The organism is Paraburkholderia sp. BR10954, assembly GCF_040965775.1.
GTDB lineage: Bacteria > Pseudomonadota > Gammaproteobacteria > Burkholderiales > Burkholderiaceae > Paraburkholderia > Paraburkholderia youngii.
Genome location: NZ_JBFRCK010000039.1, coordinates 57,444 through 71,984, shown reverse-complemented (window position 1 = coordinate 71,984; position 14,541 = coordinate 57,444). Strand labels below are relative to the sequence as shown.

General features: G+C 58.8%; 15 protein-coding genes. All 15 read left to right on the top strand.

Annotated features, from left to right (window positions below):
* The first annotated feature begins 142 nt into the window (after window positions 1–142).
* Entirely contained in the window at window positions 143–1,285 is a 1,143-nt protein-coding gene (locus AB4Y34_RS35065; RefSeq protein WP_368718637.1) for a glycosyl hydrolase, read from the top strand.
* 82 nt (window positions 1,286–1,367) lie between these two features.
* The gene (locus AB4Y34_RS35060) at window positions 1,368–2,552 is read left to right on the top strand and encodes an acyl-CoA dehydrogenase family protein (protein ID WP_368718636.1); all 1,185 of its coding nucleotides are present in this window, start codon (window positions 1,368–1,370) and stop codon (window positions 2,550–2,552) included.
* A 9-nt stretch (window positions 2,553–2,561) separates the two neighbouring features.
* Entirely contained in the window at window positions 2,562–2,867 is a 306-nt protein-coding gene (locus AB4Y34_RS35055; RefSeq protein ID WP_176106749.1) for a hypothetical protein, read from the top strand.
* Window positions 2,868–2,926: 59 nt separating this feature from the next.
* Window positions 2,927–4,180 carry a Rieske 2Fe-2S domain-containing protein gene (locus tag AB4Y34_RS35050; protein ID WP_368718635.1) on the top strand — a complete coding sequence of 418 codons (1,254 nt, stop codon included), beginning with the start codon at window positions 2,927–2,929 and terminating at the stop codon, window positions 4,178–4,180.
* 7 nt (window positions 4,181–4,187) lie between these two features.
* Complete coding sequence (locus tag AB4Y34_RS35045) at window positions 4,188–4,982, top strand: amidohydrolase (RefSeq protein WP_368718634.1); 795 nt, start codon at window positions 4,188–4,190, stop codon at window positions 4,980–4,982.
* A 26-nt stretch (window positions 4,983–5,008) separates the two neighbouring features.
* Window positions 5,009–6,112, top strand: coding sequence for a zinc-binding dehydrogenase (locus AB4Y34_RS35040; protein WP_368718633.1), 1,104 nt, complete (start codon window positions 5,009–5,011; stop codon window positions 6,110–6,112).
* Window positions 6,113–6,158: 46 nt separating this feature from the next.
* Window positions 6,159–7,004: an amidohydrolase gene (locus AB4Y34_RS35035; protein ID WP_176384068.1), complete on the top strand. Its 846-nt coding sequence runs from the start codon at window positions 6,159–6,161 to the stop codon at window positions 7,002–7,004.
* A 243-nt stretch (window positions 7,005–7,247) separates the two neighbouring features.
* The gene (locus AB4Y34_RS35030) at window positions 7,248–8,306 is read left to right on the top strand and encodes a Rieske 2Fe-2S domain-containing protein (RefSeq protein WP_368718632.1); all 1,059 of its coding nucleotides are present in this window, start codon (window positions 7,248–7,250) and stop codon (window positions 8,304–8,306) included.
* 35 nt (window positions 8,307–8,341) lie between these two features.
* Window positions 8,342–9,922 (top strand): FAD-dependent oxidoreductase, encoded by a 1,581-nt coding sequence (locus tag AB4Y34_RS35025; protein ID WP_255209020.1) that lies wholly within the window; start codon window positions 8,342–8,344, stop codon window positions 9,920–9,922.
* A gap of 37 nt (window positions 9,923–9,959) precedes the next feature.
* On the top strand, window positions 9,960–11,300 hold the full coding sequence (locus AB4Y34_RS35020) for an MFS transporter (RefSeq protein WP_368718631.1): 1,341 nt from the start codon (window positions 9,960–9,962) through the stop codon (window positions 11,298–11,300).
* A gap of 62 nt (window positions 11,301–11,362) precedes the next feature.
* Complete coding sequence (locus tag AB4Y34_RS35015) at window positions 11,363–12,535, top strand: enolase C-terminal domain-like protein (protein ID WP_176384061.1); 1,173 nt, start codon at window positions 11,363–11,365, stop codon at window positions 12,533–12,535.
* 68 nt (window positions 12,536–12,603) lie between these two features.
* On the top strand, window positions 12,604–13,119 hold the full coding sequence (locus tag AB4Y34_RS35010) for a hypothetical protein (RefSeq protein WP_176106742.1): 516 nt from the start codon (window positions 12,604–12,606) through the stop codon (window positions 13,117–13,119).
* Window positions 13,116–13,310: a hypothetical protein gene (locus AB4Y34_RS35005; protein WP_087738133.1), complete on the top strand. Its 195-nt coding sequence runs from the start codon at window positions 13,116–13,118 to the stop codon at window positions 13,308–13,310. The genes AB4Y34_RS35010 and AB4Y34_RS35005 overlap by 4 nt, the downstream gene beginning before the upstream one ends.
* A 119-nt stretch (window positions 13,311–13,429) precedes the next feature.
* Entirely contained in the window at window positions 13,430–13,966 is a 537-nt protein-coding gene (locus AB4Y34_RS35000; RefSeq protein ID WP_368718630.1) for a hypothetical protein, read from the top strand.
* Window positions 13,967–13,978: 12 nt separating this feature from the next.
* Entirely contained in the window at window positions 13,979–14,167 is a 189-nt protein-coding gene (locus AB4Y34_RS34995; RefSeq protein WP_176106741.1) for a hypothetical protein, read from the top strand.
* Window positions 14,168–14,541 lie beyond the last annotated feature (374 nt).

Below are 14,541 nucleotides of genomic sequence, written 5' to 3'. Positions count from 1 at the left end.
GTCGTGAACAGGGGTTCCTGCATCTCATCCATTCCGCGCATCGCATCCGCTGCCAAAGATCATGAACACGATATCCATAACGCCCGTCCCTCAAACCCCGTCTACACGGGACCCAAATTCAACAGCCCGCTAGGGAGGAGAAATGATCGCAGTTCTGACCACCAACGGTGGAACCGTCACGTACGGTGAGGGTGCGGCAACCACGCTGTTGGTCGCCACTATTCGAGGCATACTCGTGTTCGAGCGTGCTGACGCCAATGCGCCGTGGAAGCTCACGCGCAAGGCGCTGGAAGATCGCCACGTGAGCGCGCTGCTCTACGTGCGGAAAGCGGGTCTGTTGTTCGCGGGCGCACACGGCCAAGGCAGTCTGTCGGTCAGCAAGGACCTCGGGCTGACGTGGGAACCGGCCAACAACGGGCTGAACAGCACGCATATCTACACGATGGCGCAACAGGAGCGCGATGGCCGTACCGTTCTGTTCCTGGGCACGGAGCCGTCAGCGCTTTATCGCAGCGACGACTTGGGTGCGACGTGGGTCGAAATCCCCGAGATGATGACGGTGCCGGACCAGGACAAGTGGACGTTCCCGCCGCCCCCGCACATCGCGCACGTAAAGAACATCGCGTTCCATCCGGCCGAACCGGAGACGCTTTATATCTGTATCGAACAGGGCGCGCTGCTCAAGACGGTCGATGACGGCAAGACATGGACCGAGCCGCGTAGCTACGAATCGGAAAACGACAAGTTCTATCACGACAACCACCGCGTGCTGATTCGTCAGTCCAATCCCCGGCAGATGTTCATGTGCGGCGGCGAAGGCCTGCACTACAGCGCAGACGCAGGCGAGACGTGGGTGCACCTGATGACGCGTCAAGACCTGATCGGTTATCCCGACGCGATGTTCATCGATCCCCGCAACGAAAACGTGCTGTATCTCGGTGGCCCGGGCAACGCGCCGCGTGACTGGGGTGCACGGAAGTCGGCGGATGCCACGGTTCTCAAGAGCACCGATGGTGGCGTCACCTGGGACCATATGCGTAATGGTTTGCCCAAGGAAATCATCGGCAACATCGAGGGCATGGGCCTCTATCAGTGGGACGACAGGATCATGCTTATCGCCGGTACCGCTACGGGCGAGATTTACGCGACCGAGAACGACGGAGAAAGCTGGTACGCGATCTCGGAAGATGTGCCGCCGATCTCGAAGGGTGGTCACTACCGCTGGTTCCTCGATGCCAAGGAACGCATGAACGTCGAAGGTCGTTACGGCCGCAACGAACACTGACCCGGCCACATCGGCTAAACAAAAACTATTCTGCGCGCCGGTTCCTCGAGCACGGCGCAGCAAGCCCTAACAGGAGAACGCCTTGAGTCGTATTGCTAGTCACGAGGACGCCCTCGCTATCGCTCGCGGTTTGCACGACGTGATTCGTTCACGTGTCAAACAGACCGAAAGCGATCGCGTGGTGCCGAAAGAAACCATCGACGCACTACGTGAGTCGGGTCTTTTCAACATCATCACGCCGAAGTCGTTTGGCGGTTCCGAGCTGGGCTTCACGACGCTCGTCGAAGTCACGGCAGAAATCGCGTCGGCTTGCGGTTCGACCGGCTGGGTGTTCGGCGTGCTCGCCGGTCACAGCTGGATGCTGAACCTGTTCCCGTTGAAAGCACAGCAAGACGTGCTGGGCAAAGGCCACGCTCTGACGGCCACGGTATTCCGCCTCGGCGGCACGATTACCGAAGTCGACAGTGGCTACAAACTCGTGAACGGTGAAGGGCGTTTCTGCTCCGGTATCGATCACGTGGAGTGGGTGATCGTCGGCAATGCGGTGCAGCGCGAAGACGGCCCGCCCGAACCGCGTTTCTTCGTGATCCCGCGCTCGGACATCCAGATCGTCGATGACTGGCACACCGCAGGCTTGCGTGGCACCGGCAGCCGCACGATCAAGGTCGCCGAAGCGTTCATCCCGGCACACCGTTCGGTGTCCGTCAAGGAAATGATGACGGGCAATGTCGAAGGCGCCGATGCCATGCGCGCTCCGATCTATCGGATGCCGTTCCATAACGTCACGCCGTTCTCGCTGATCGGTGCGCCCCTGGGCATGGCACGCGCGGCAATCAAATCATTCACCGAAGGTCTGGCGCCACGTCTGAAGGCAATGCCGGCTGACCAAATGGCAGAGCAGTCCGCAACGATCGAACGTCTCGCACACGCGACGGCGGATCTCGACGCGGCCTACGCGTTGATTCTCGAAGACACACGTCGCATTGACACAGCAGAAAGCGCAAAGTCGTTGACGCCGCTCGAATGGTCGCGCATTTCCCGCGATTGGGCATATTCGGCGCAAACGGCCCGTCGTGCGGCCAACAGTTTGTTCGAAGCCGCGGGTGGCACCAGCATCTATAACGCGTCGGACCTCCAACGAATCTGGCGCGACGTCAATTCGGCCGCGCAGCACTTCGCATTCACGTGGGACAGCGCACTGACGAGTTATGGACGTCAGGCACTCGATCTGCCGCCTTCGAACTTCGGCCCTGGTCCTAAGAAATAGGAGTTACCAATGAACGTGGATGATCTTCATTCAATCGAGGATTACTCGCCGGAAACGCTGCGTCAGATTATCGAACGGGTGGAGAACTCGCGCACGTTCGAACAGATGATTTATCGCGAGTCCGAACTCGACGAAGTCTGGCGACTGCTCGACAACGATATCGCTGCGGAAGCACGGAATGCCGCGAACTCGGCCGAAGGGCAGAACCTCGTGGCGCTGCGCAATCTGGTCATCGAAGCGCACGACCTGATCGGCAACGAAAGTAACACCGTAGACGCTCGCGAGCGACTGCTAAAAGCGGTCGCACTCGTTTAAGGCCGACGGGGGATTTCGGTCTCCCACGCAAATTCACATATAAGAGATTAGGAGCAAACATGCTTTCCCGTGAAGACAACGACGTTCTGACTCAAGTAGGAAAAGGCACCCCGAACGGCGACATGATTCGTCAATTCTGGATTCCGGCGCTGCTCGCATCGGAAATTCAGGAGCCGGGTGGTGCGCCCAAGCGCGTGCGTCTGCTGGGCGAAGATCTCGTGGCGTTCCGCGACAGCGACGGCAAGGTCGGCCTGCTCGAAGAACAGTGCCCGCACCGTCGTGCATCCCTCGCGCTGGGCGACAACTCGGCCGGCGGTCTGCGTTGTCTGTACCACGGCTGGAAGTTCGCGGTAGATGGCCAGTGCATGGACACCCCGACCGAGCCGGAAGATTCGAAGCTGTGCTCGCGTATCAAGGCGATCGCGTACCCGGTGCGTGAAGTCGCTGGCGTGATCTGGACGTACATGGGCGACCCGGCGAAGGTTCCGCAGTTCCCCGACTTCGATTTCCTGTCGTACCCGGCAGAAAAGGTCGCAGCGTTCAAGGTACTCGAAGACTGCAACTACGCTCAGGCCGTCGAAGGCACGATCGACTCGGCACACGCGGGTGTCCTTCACCGCGAGCAGCCGTGGTCGGCGCCGGCGAAGTACGAGCACGAGCGCGATCTGCGTCCGAAGATCGAAGTCGAATACACGCTGTACGGTTTGCGCTACGCCGGCGTCCGCAACTTCCGGGAAGAAGGCAAATTGCACGCCCGCGTCACGGAAGTGATTCTGCCGTTCTTCACGCTGATCCCGCCCGATGGCTTCGGCGTCCGTAAGAACCGCCGCATGGCCAACGCTTTCGTTCCGCGCGATGACGAATCGACGTGGCACATCCAGTGGTTCTTCGACGAAACGCAGCCGGTCGATATCGAATATCGCATCCAGGAAGGCGGCCACTGGGTCGACGAAAACTTCCGCAAGGAACTCAACATCGACAACTGGTACAAGCAGGACCGCGAAGCGATGAAGACCTCGTCGATGTCGGGCATCAAGGGCATCCTGACGCAAGACCACGCAGTCAGCGAAACGCAGGGCCGCATCCTCGACCGCACGAAGGAACACCTCGGCACGTCGGACGTCGCGGTCGTCGCATGGCGTCGCCAGATGATTCGTTCGGCACGCGCGTATGCACAAAGCGGTGAACCGCCGAGCGTGCTGACGAACACGATTCCGTGGAATCAGATTCACGCTTCGACAGTGATCTTCCCGAACGACCGCACGTGGAAGGAAGAAGTGCCCCTCAACCCGGACGTCGCTCTGAAGGCCTGAGGTTCGCATGATCGTCGATAGCCACGCTCACGTATCGCCTCATTGGTATGAGCCCGTCGAGACGCTGCTCGATCAGATGAATGAATACGGTGTTGGTCATGCCGTGCTCACGCAGATGATTGGACAGACGGATAACCGGTATCAGCAGGAATGCGTCAAACGATTTCCCGGCCGTCTGTCGAGCGTGGCATGGGTCGATGGGGAGGGCCCGGACGTTGCGAAGACGATCGAATCGTTGGCCCGTGCTGGTGCCAGCGGTATTCGACTGAGACCATCGGCATGTCTTGACGACGGTCGCCTTCCCGAGGCTTGGCGCGGTATCCAGGCCTCGGGATTGCCAGTGAGCTGCGTTGGATCTGCTGAAGCGTTCAACGCGCCGGGCTTCATTGAACTGATCACCAAATTGCCGGGTACGACGATTGTCCTCGAGCATCTTGGCGGCACCAGCACGCCGGCTTCAACGGATGAAGCGCTGGCCCTGCGCCGCCAGGTGTTCAAACTCGCGGCGTTCCCCAACGTGATGCTGAAAGTACCGGGCCTTGGCGAACTATTGCCTCGCGATTCGAAAACCTGGCAGCAGGGCCGGCCGTTTGGTGATGCCCATCCTACGCTCCTACACGAAGCAGTTAGCGCGTTTGGCGCTGATCGTTTGATGTGGGGCTCTGACTTCCCCGTCGTGAGTTCGCGCGAGGGATATGGTCTGGCGTTGAAACTCACGCGTCAGGCACTCGCGGGACTGACGAATGACGATCTCGACGCGATCTTTGGCGGCACCGCCCTGCGTGTATTTTCGAAAGCCTGAGATTGAAAAAATAGTAGGAGACAGACATGACGAAGAAGGTATTGGCCGCGGTTAAGACGGATGTCGAGACCACCGAATTGCGTGAATTCGATTATCCGCAAGTGCGCCCCGAGACCGGCATTCTGCGCATCGAAGCCAGCGGCGTCGGTGGCAGCGATCCCGAGTTGTATCGCAAGGCCGGTCACGTTCCGGTGATCATGGGCCACGAGAACGTCGGCACGATCGAAGAAGTTGGCGAAATCGCGGCTAAGCGGTGGGGCGTCAAGCCCGGCGACCGCGTTGCTCTCCATGAATACCTGCCGTGCTGGAATTGCGAGTGGTGTATGAAGGGCGATTTCCGTCTGTGCATGGAAGTCGATTTCTTCAACGTGAAGGATCGTCTGAATACCGATCGATTCGGCATGTCCACCGCCAACAAGCCGCCGCATCTGTGGGGCGGTTACGCGCAGTACATGCACATGCCGCTCAACACGGTGATGCACAAGATTCCCCACGACATGCCGGCCACGCATGCGACGCTGGCCGTGCCGTTCGGCAACGGCGTGCAGTGGGCGTGTCTTGACGGTGGCGCAGGCCCCGGCAAGGTCGTGCTCGTCTTCGGTCCTGGCCAGCAGGGTTTGGGCTGCGTGCTGGCGGCAAAGGCCGCTGGCTCGTACACGGTGATTCTCGCGGGTATGACGCGTGACCAGACTCGTCTCGATCTGTCGCTGCGCCTTGGCGCCGACTACGCGGTCAATGTCGAGACGCAAGACCTCGAAGCCGAAGTGATGCGTATCACGAAGGGCCGTGGCGTGGACGTCGTTGTCGATACCACGGGCGATCCCAAAGGCGAAATCGTCAAGCAGGCGATCGCGCTGGCAGCGAAGGGCGCCTACCTGAGCCTGAACGGCCTGGAACAGCACGTGCCGATCGGCGAGATCAAGAAGCGCTATCTGACGGTGCGTGCACCGCGTGGCCGAAGCTATGCGGCTGTCGAACTGGCACTGCGCTATATCGGTTCGGGCCGCTATCCGATCGACGAGGTGTGCTCGCACACCTTCGGACTCGCACAGACACACGAAGCGATCCTGGCGACGGCCGGGCGTGGCGTCGAAGGCGCTATCCACGTCTGTGTCGATCCGTGGAAATAACGCCCTACCGTTTGTTGATATCGAATTTTACAGAGAAGGTAACGTCATGATCGATAGTCACGCCCACCTGATTTCCACGAACGTGGAGAAGTATCCGCCGTCGCCGTTGAGCGGCACGCTCGAAGCTAACGCATTCGACAACCCGGTGACGGCCGAACGCCTGATCGACCTGCTCGATGCAAATGGTGTCGAGAAGGCGCTCGCGGTCCAGCGCGCTCACCTCTACGGCTTCCACAACGACTATGTGGTGGACTCCGCAGAGCAATATCCCGATCGTCTGCGTTCGCTGTGCATGATCGATGCACTGGCCGACAACGTCGAAGAAACCGTCCGTTACTGGGTTGGCCAGCGTGGCTCGGTCGGTATTCGTCTGACGGAGCCGCAAAAGGGCGCGGACTCGAGCTGGTTCGCGTCGAAAGAAGCCATGCGTGCATGGTCGGCCGTGTCGGATTTCGGCGGCTCGGTGCGCCTGCACTTCTACCGCTGGAATCGCGTCGCCGCACTCGAAGCGCTTCGAGACGTCGTCAAGCAATTCCCGAACACGCCAGTCGTTCTCGATCACTTTTCGAACATCGTCGGCGAATCCGGTGCACCGGACTACGGCGTGGACGAAGCGCTGCTCAAGTTCGTCGACTCGCCGAACGTCTACCTGCTGTACTCGATGATCAACCTCGGCAAGCTGAAGGCACTCGAGCTGCCGGCAGCGCCCGTCGTCGAGCGTGTCGTCCGGTCGTTCGGAGCCGACCGCGTGATGTGGGGTTCGGACATCGCGCAGTCGAAGGGTGAGTACAAGGACATGGTTCAGTTGGCAAAGGATTCAGTGTCGTCGCTCTCTGAAGCAGATCAGCGGAAGGTCCTGCACACGACCGCTGAACGCGTGTACTTCAGCTGATATTCGCCCACGTGGATACGGCGTTCCAACCCAAGAAAAAGCGGGACGCCGATTCTCGCATTTAAGGGTATCCCCGAGTCTTGTCGAGCGGTGCTACAAGATAAGATAAAGAATACCCAATTGAATACTTTCGGCGATCGAGCGCGGTAGATCCGATCCGGGGCAAGTTGGGTCGGCTGTACCGCATAGGTCAGGCAACACGCTCGATTTGTCCGTTCTCGATTCTCTCTGAGGAGACATCAAATGAAATTCCTTCGGAACTGTTGGTACATGGTTGGCTGGTCGAGCGAGTTCTCGGTTACCGACATCGTCCCATTCACCGTGATGGACGAACCGCTGGCGCTCTATCGCAAGGACGACGGCACGCTCGTCGCTCTGGAAGACCTGTGCCCGCACCGTTTGGCGCCGCTGACGGTTGGCCGCAAAGAAGGCGACGAACTGCGCTGCATGTATCACGGCCTGAAGTTCGCTGCCGATGGTCGCTGCACCGAAATCCCGGGCCAGGAGCGGATTTCGTCGAAGGTCTGCGTGCGCAGCTACCCGATCGAAGAAAAGCACGGTGCCGCGTGGGTCTGGATGGGTGACCCGGCAAAGGCCGACGTCGCACTGATTCCGCCGATCGAAGGTCCGGATAGCGACACGTACTCGATGGTCTGCTCGAAGTTCGTCATGAACGGCAATGCAGAACTCGTGGCCGACAACCTGCTCGACCTGTCGCACGCACCGTTCATTCACGAATCGACGTTCGGTGCGAATAACAAGGTATCGCTGAAGGTTCAGAAGGATGGCGAGACCAAGCGCGGCACGACGGTTCTCGAACGTGGCGTCGTCGCCGATCGTTGGCACATGGGCCGTCCGACGAACCCGTATTTCGATCTGCCTTCCGACGATAACGTGGTCAGCACCTTCCTGGTGCCGGGCGTCTTCATTCTGAAGATCAACTCCTTCGCACCGGGCGTTCAAGATCGTTTCGTCGACGGTAAGCCGAACGAGGAACCGATCTTCCGTCGCTGCACGTGCCAGATGATTACGCCGATCAACGATACGCAATCGATGTTCTTCTACAACTTCGGTCCGGATCATGAGCACGCCGATCTGAAGGAGCACGCATTCGGAATCGCCGACGCGGCATTCGCCGAAGACAAGGCAATCATCGAAGCGCAGCAGGCAATGATCAAGAAGGTGCCGGGCCGCAAGATGATCATGCTGGCGATGGATCAGCCGGTGCTGCGTTACAACGAGATTTATGACGGCCTTCGCACGAAGGAAGAAGCCGAGCAGGCAGCATCTCCCGCAGCCTAAGCAGCTCAACCCGCGCCGGTATGTTTAGAGACACGATGGATAACGAAAAGATGGAAGTGAACTGGACCGAGCCCCGATGGGATGAACAGGCCGATATGGTTGTGGTCGGATATGGCGGTGCGGGCGCAACGTTCGCGTTCGCTGCCGCCGAACAGGGCGCTGACGTGCTCATCCTCGAAAAGGGTGCGCAGGGTGGCGGTAACTCGGTCTGTGTGGCGGGTGGTCTGATCATGACCTCCGTCGATGAAGAAGAGTCTTTCAAGTATCTGAACTGGTTGTGTGCAGGTCAGACCGAGGAGAGCGTTCTTCGTCATTTCGTCGCAAGTCTCAAAGACATACCTGCGTTCCAGCACAAACTGGAATTGCCGCTCAAAGACAACCCGCAGCCGTTCTCGGCCCCGGGTTTCTTTCCCGAGTTCGCGGGCGCTCCGGGTGCCGAGAGCATCAAGGGTATGAGCGTCGTGGCCGCGCCCGGCGGCGCAGGTCTCTATAACGCGATCTCGGCTCAAGCAGAGAAGGCGGGTGCACGTGTCAAGTACAGCACGCGTGTTACGCGTCTGATTCAGCATCCGGTGACGCGTGCGATTCTCGGTGTCGAAGCCGAACGCGAAGATGGCACGACGATCACGATTCGCGGTCGCAAGGCAACGGTGCTGGCCAGCGGTGGCTTCGAAGCGAACGAGGCCATGTGCAAGCAGTTTCTCACCGCATGCCCGATCTATTTCCTGGGCAGCCCGAATCTGACCGGCGACGGCATCCGCATGGCGCAGGAAGTCGGTGCCCAACTGTGGCACATGAACGCCGTGGCAGGCCCGCTCAACATGGGCATCAAGACTAAGGAAGGGTACGTCTACGTCACGTATGACCTTAACAAGGTAGCGGGTTTCGGCTACAAGTCGGGCGCGTTCAAGGACGGCGGCAGTCTGCTGTGGGTGAACCGACAGGCGAAGCGCTTCCACAACGAAACGATCGACACGTCGGTCGTTCAACACGGGTTGGCGAATCGCGACACGTGGCTAGCAACGACGCCGGGCATTCCGGAATTCACCAACGTGCCGGCATTCCACATCTTCGACGAAAAGGTTCGGGCCGGTGGCGCGGCGATGACCACGCTGAATTCGCGTGTGCCGCCGTGGAGCCAGGACAATCTCAAGGAACTCGAAGAAGGTCTGATCATCAAGGCCGATACGCTCGAAGAGCTGGCATTGAAGTGCCAATGGCCGGAAATCCCGGGCGTGACCAAGGCAGGTCACCTCGATCCCCGGGCACTTCGTGAGACTGTGGAGCGCTATAACGAGCAGTGCGGTCTGAATGCCGATCCCGAGTTCGGACGCGAGACGTTCCTGGTGCCGCTCAACGACGAGGGGCCGTACTACGCGATCGGACCCATGCTGCCGACGTACCTCAATACCCACGGCGGACCGAAACATGATGCGGGGCAACGTGTCCTCGATCATCAGGACAAGCCGATTCCCGGTCTCTACGCAGTTGGGGAGTGTGGATCTTTGTGGGGTCCGTTCTACAACTCGATGGGCGATATTGCGGAGTTCATCGTATCAGGCATGACAGCAGCGAAGACCGCACTTTCCGATAGCGAGGATCGGAAGCTTCGCTGATTGATTACACGGATAACTAACCAGGAGACAGAGAACAATGAGTGAGACCGCAGAGGTGCGAGCGACGTTCGCATCCGCCGAAACCGCTTCGGATTCGAATACGTCGAAGGGAGCATGGTGGATGCTCGCCATTTTGACGGCGACATACGTGGTCTCCTTCATCGATCGGGGCGCGATTTCCCTCGTCGTCGGGCCGATCAAGGAAGACCTCGGAATTTCCGATCTCGAAGTCAGTTGGCTTCTCGGGCTCTCATTCATGCTTCTGTACAGCGTGCTTGGCGTTCCGATGGGTGCGCTGGTCGATAAGTACGAGCGCCGGCGCCTGCTCGGTGGCGCGACCATGGCATGGTCCGCCGTTCAGGTTTTGTGCGGTCTGAGTCAGACGTACGTCCAGTTGTTCGTAACGCGGGTGGGCCTCGGTGTTGGCGAATCCGCGCTGTCGCCCGGAGCCGCGTCGATGATTCGCGATGCGTTTCCGCCGCAACGCCGCAGCCTCGCGTTCGGCATTTACAACATCGGCCCGCTTCTCGGCACCGGTCTGGCTCTCGGCCTCGGCGGTTTTCTTCTGAAGGCGGCGTCGGCGGGTGCATTTGCGGGCCTGCCGCTGGTTGGGGGGCTCAAACCATGGCATTTCGTGCTGCTGGTGCCGGGTCTTATCGGCATTCCGTTCGCCGTACTGCTGTGGCTCGTACGTGAACCGGCACGCCGCGACGTCAACGCAGGCAGTGGGGTCACGTATCGTCAAGCGCTTTGTTTCGCGTGGACCAACAAGGCCGTCTACGTTCAACTCTGGGTTGCGATCTGCTTGTACGGCATTGCGGTCGGTTCGCAGATGGCCTGGCTCCCGGAAATCATCGCGCGCACCCTGAATGTCCCGCGCCCGGAGATCGGTAAGGCGTTGGGCGGTGTGGCACTGTTGGCGTCGCCCGCTGGCCTGTTGATCCTGGGCCGTATCGCTGACTGGCTGCGTGAACGCGGGATGATCGACGCACCGGTTCGTGTCGCCGCTGTCACGACGGCCATCGCTGCAATCGTCACCGCATGCTTCCCGCTGATTCACTCGTTGAATGTCGGCCTGATTGCATATTTCGTGCAGACGTTCATGTTCTCGATGTTCGCGGTAGCAGGCGGCGCAACGATGGCCAACTTCACGCCGGGCAACATGATGGGAAAACTGACGGCGGTCTACTACCTGATCACCAACCTGCTCGGCCTGGCGCTCGGGCCCACCGTCGTCGCGCTCGTTGCCAAGCTGTTCTCGGGTCCCAATGCACTCGGCGCTTCCTTCGTCGTTTGCTATGTGATCTCGGTAGCACTGGCAGTCATTCTGTTGATCCGTGTCTGTGGTGCACTGCGTCGTGCGGCGGCAAATAGCTGATATCTGATTCAGGAGTGTCCGGTGGGGGCACTCCTCTCTCGAGTTCCTATAGGTTCAATCCCGTGAAAATTACCCGCGTTGAGTGCGTTCCGGTTTCAATGCCGCTTAAGAAGCCACTGAAGCTTCCGAACGTCACGATCACCTGTCTGAATACGCTCGTGGTGCGTATCTATGCCGATAACGGATTGGTGGGCGTCGCTGAATCTGGCGACACCTCGTCGTGGTATCGCGGTGAAAGCCAGGCCTCGATGACGGCAATGATTTCCGATATTTTCGCTCCGCGAATCCTGCTTGGCGAAGATCCGTGCAATATCGAAAAAATCGTCGGCATGATGGATCAGCTAGCACGCGACAACAATCAGGCGAAAGCTCTCGTCGATTGCGCGTTGCATGACCTGAAGGGGAAAGCACTCGGCCGCCCGGTCTACGATCTTTTGGGTGGCCGCACTCGCGAGTCAGTACCATTGGGCTGGGTTCTCTCGGCCGGCGATCCGGAAAAAGTGGCAGAGGCAGCAGTCCAGGTTCGGGAGGCTGGTTTCTCGGCCTTCAAACTCAAGGTTGGGCGCCATACGTTCGACAACGATGTGGCGACGGCCCGCGAAGTGCGCAACGCACTCGGCCCGGACGCGATGATCACTCTGGACGCAAATGGTTCGTGGAATTACGAGCAGGCCCTGAAGACGGTACGTCGCCTGGACGAATACAACCTCGCTTTCATGGAGCAGCCGCTGGCGCATCAATGCCGCGACAGCATGTCAAAACTCCGCGAGCGCGTGAACACGCCGATTTACGCAGACGAGGGTGCGCAGGAACTTGGCGACCTGCGCGAGATCGCGGAGCGCCGCTCGGCGGACGGCGTGATTCTGAAGATTCAAAAGGTCGGCGGTCTGCTCAAGGCGCAACGATTCCTGGCGGCATGCCGGATCTACGATATCCCCGTGTTCTGCTCCACCTTGATCGGCGGCGGTATCGAGTCGGGCCCGAGCACGCATTTGATGGTCTCGGATCAGTGGGCGTGCCAGTTCATGAGCGAAAGCATGGGGCCTCTGGCCGTGCATTCGGTATTCAACAGCGACGAGATTCCGGCGGGCGAAGATCTGGCAATCGGCGGTCAGCGGTTTGCCCGGGGCCGGGCATATCCGAGCGAAGGGCCGGGCTTTGGATTCGAGGTCGATGAAAAGCTCCTGAACAAAATCATCACGCCGGGCGCAGCCCATCGGGTCGTTCAGGCGTAAACGGGCATTCAGCGGCTGACTCGATTCCGCCGCGTTGCGAAAACTAAAGCCAACAACGGAGACATCTGATGCAAGGTATTAATTCGCCGCCGTGGAAGTACGCTGTCCTTTGGCTCCGGATATATTTCGGTGCTGATTTGCTGTGGTCGGGTTTCCGTTATATCTCCACCGGATGGGTTCCATTCATTCCGGGCACCGGAGGTGCATACGTGCAAGCGCTGGATGCGATTCACATGTTCCCGGTCGTCAAGTATATGGAATGCGTGCTCGGTATCCTGATGCTGAGCAACCGTTTCGTGCTGCTCGCTGCGATTTTCGAGTTTCCGACTTCGGTTTCGATCTTCTGGATCAATACCTTCATCGTTGCGACTCCGCGCCAATTGTTCTCGGGCCCGAATCAACTGCTGATGAATGGTCTATTGATTTTGGCCTACAGCGGCTACATGGCTTCGGTATTTAAGCCAAAACTCACGCCTCTGGCATTGTGGGAAGGGTTCAAGGTCGATGTCTGGAAAGAGTCTCTCAAGTTCAAGAAAACACCTGAACCGCGCAGAGATATCGTCGAATCGGGAGAACTGCAATGAAGAGCAACCGGAACCTCTATATCGGTCTCGCCCTGTGTCTGGTCATGACGTGCTGGGTCTTCTTCGGCTCGACGGGATTGGGTTACACGGAATATCGTCCTCTGCGCGCGCGTGACATGTTTGGTCTTGCAATTCCGTGGATCTGCGTCATTACTGTACTGATTCGCGATCGCCGTAAAGGCATCGTTTAAAACGGCTCTTAGGTGATGGGAAGTTTCCATCACCTTTGAGATATCCTGTCGTATTGCAATTTCTGCGGCACCATATTTCAACGTTGTACTGCAAGAACCTTTACGGAAATAGCCTTCCCATGAATAGCGCGAATTCTTCCCCGTGGAAGTATGTAATCACGTGGTTGCGTCTGTATTTCGGCGCCCATCTTTTCTTCTCAGGTATCCGATTCGTGATCGACGGCTATGTGCCGATGATTCCGGGTCTCGCCGGCCAGTATGTGGCGGGAGCCGATGCGATCGGTATGTATCACTGGGTTAAGTACATGGAAGCGGTTTACGGGGCACTGCTGCTGATGAACCGTTTCGTGTTCCTGACACTGATTCTCGAGATGCCGACGACGGTCACGATTTTCTGGCTGAACACGTTTATCTCGGCGACGCCGCGTCAACTGTTCTCGGGTCCGCAAGAACTCCTGATGAACGGCATTCTGCTGCTCGCATACAGCGGCTACATGGCGGTTTGCTTCCGTCCGACGCTCAACCCGATGTGGCTGTGGGACGGCTGGAAGGGTTTCAGCCTGAAGGGCAAAGGTGGGAGCCTGGTGGGTGTACCCGCTGTCGAACAGCAGCAAGATGTACCCGCCTTCGAACAGCGAAAGAAAGAATTAGCTTAAGGAGCACACGCGATGAAAAAGAATACCTGGATCGCAATCGCCATCTGTATCGCACTGACGCTGGCGGCCGTCGACGGCTCGACGGGTTGGGGCTGGACGGAGTACCGTCCGCTGCGTAATTTCGACTACTTCGGCCTCGGCGTCTCCTGGCTGCTGTTCATCTTCGTGCTCGTGCGCGACAAGATCAAGGGCGAAGCATAACGCTTCGGTCACTGCGGTTCTAGATTCAAGGAAGTCCGGGGAGAATTTTCTCTCCGGACTTTTTTTGTTTATATACGGCTGGGCGTGTCCATCTGAGTTGGGTTCAGCAGGATCGACCTGATGGTGGCGCAGGGCACGAGTATGCATGACCCAAGTCGTAGGCGATTCGTCTCTGATCTGTCGAGCAATGAGCTGCGACAGATATCCCAATCTCGCTTTGTTCCCGAGTGCGTTTGAAAGTCCTTAGACAGAGGCACTGCGTCTGATTGAACGGATGGAGAAGTACCTGCCACTGGCGACAGAAAGATGCCTGCCTGCAGAGGATTAGTAGGCTAAGCTCGAGCGCAGGTTGATGACGGCGTTGGTCCGACGCG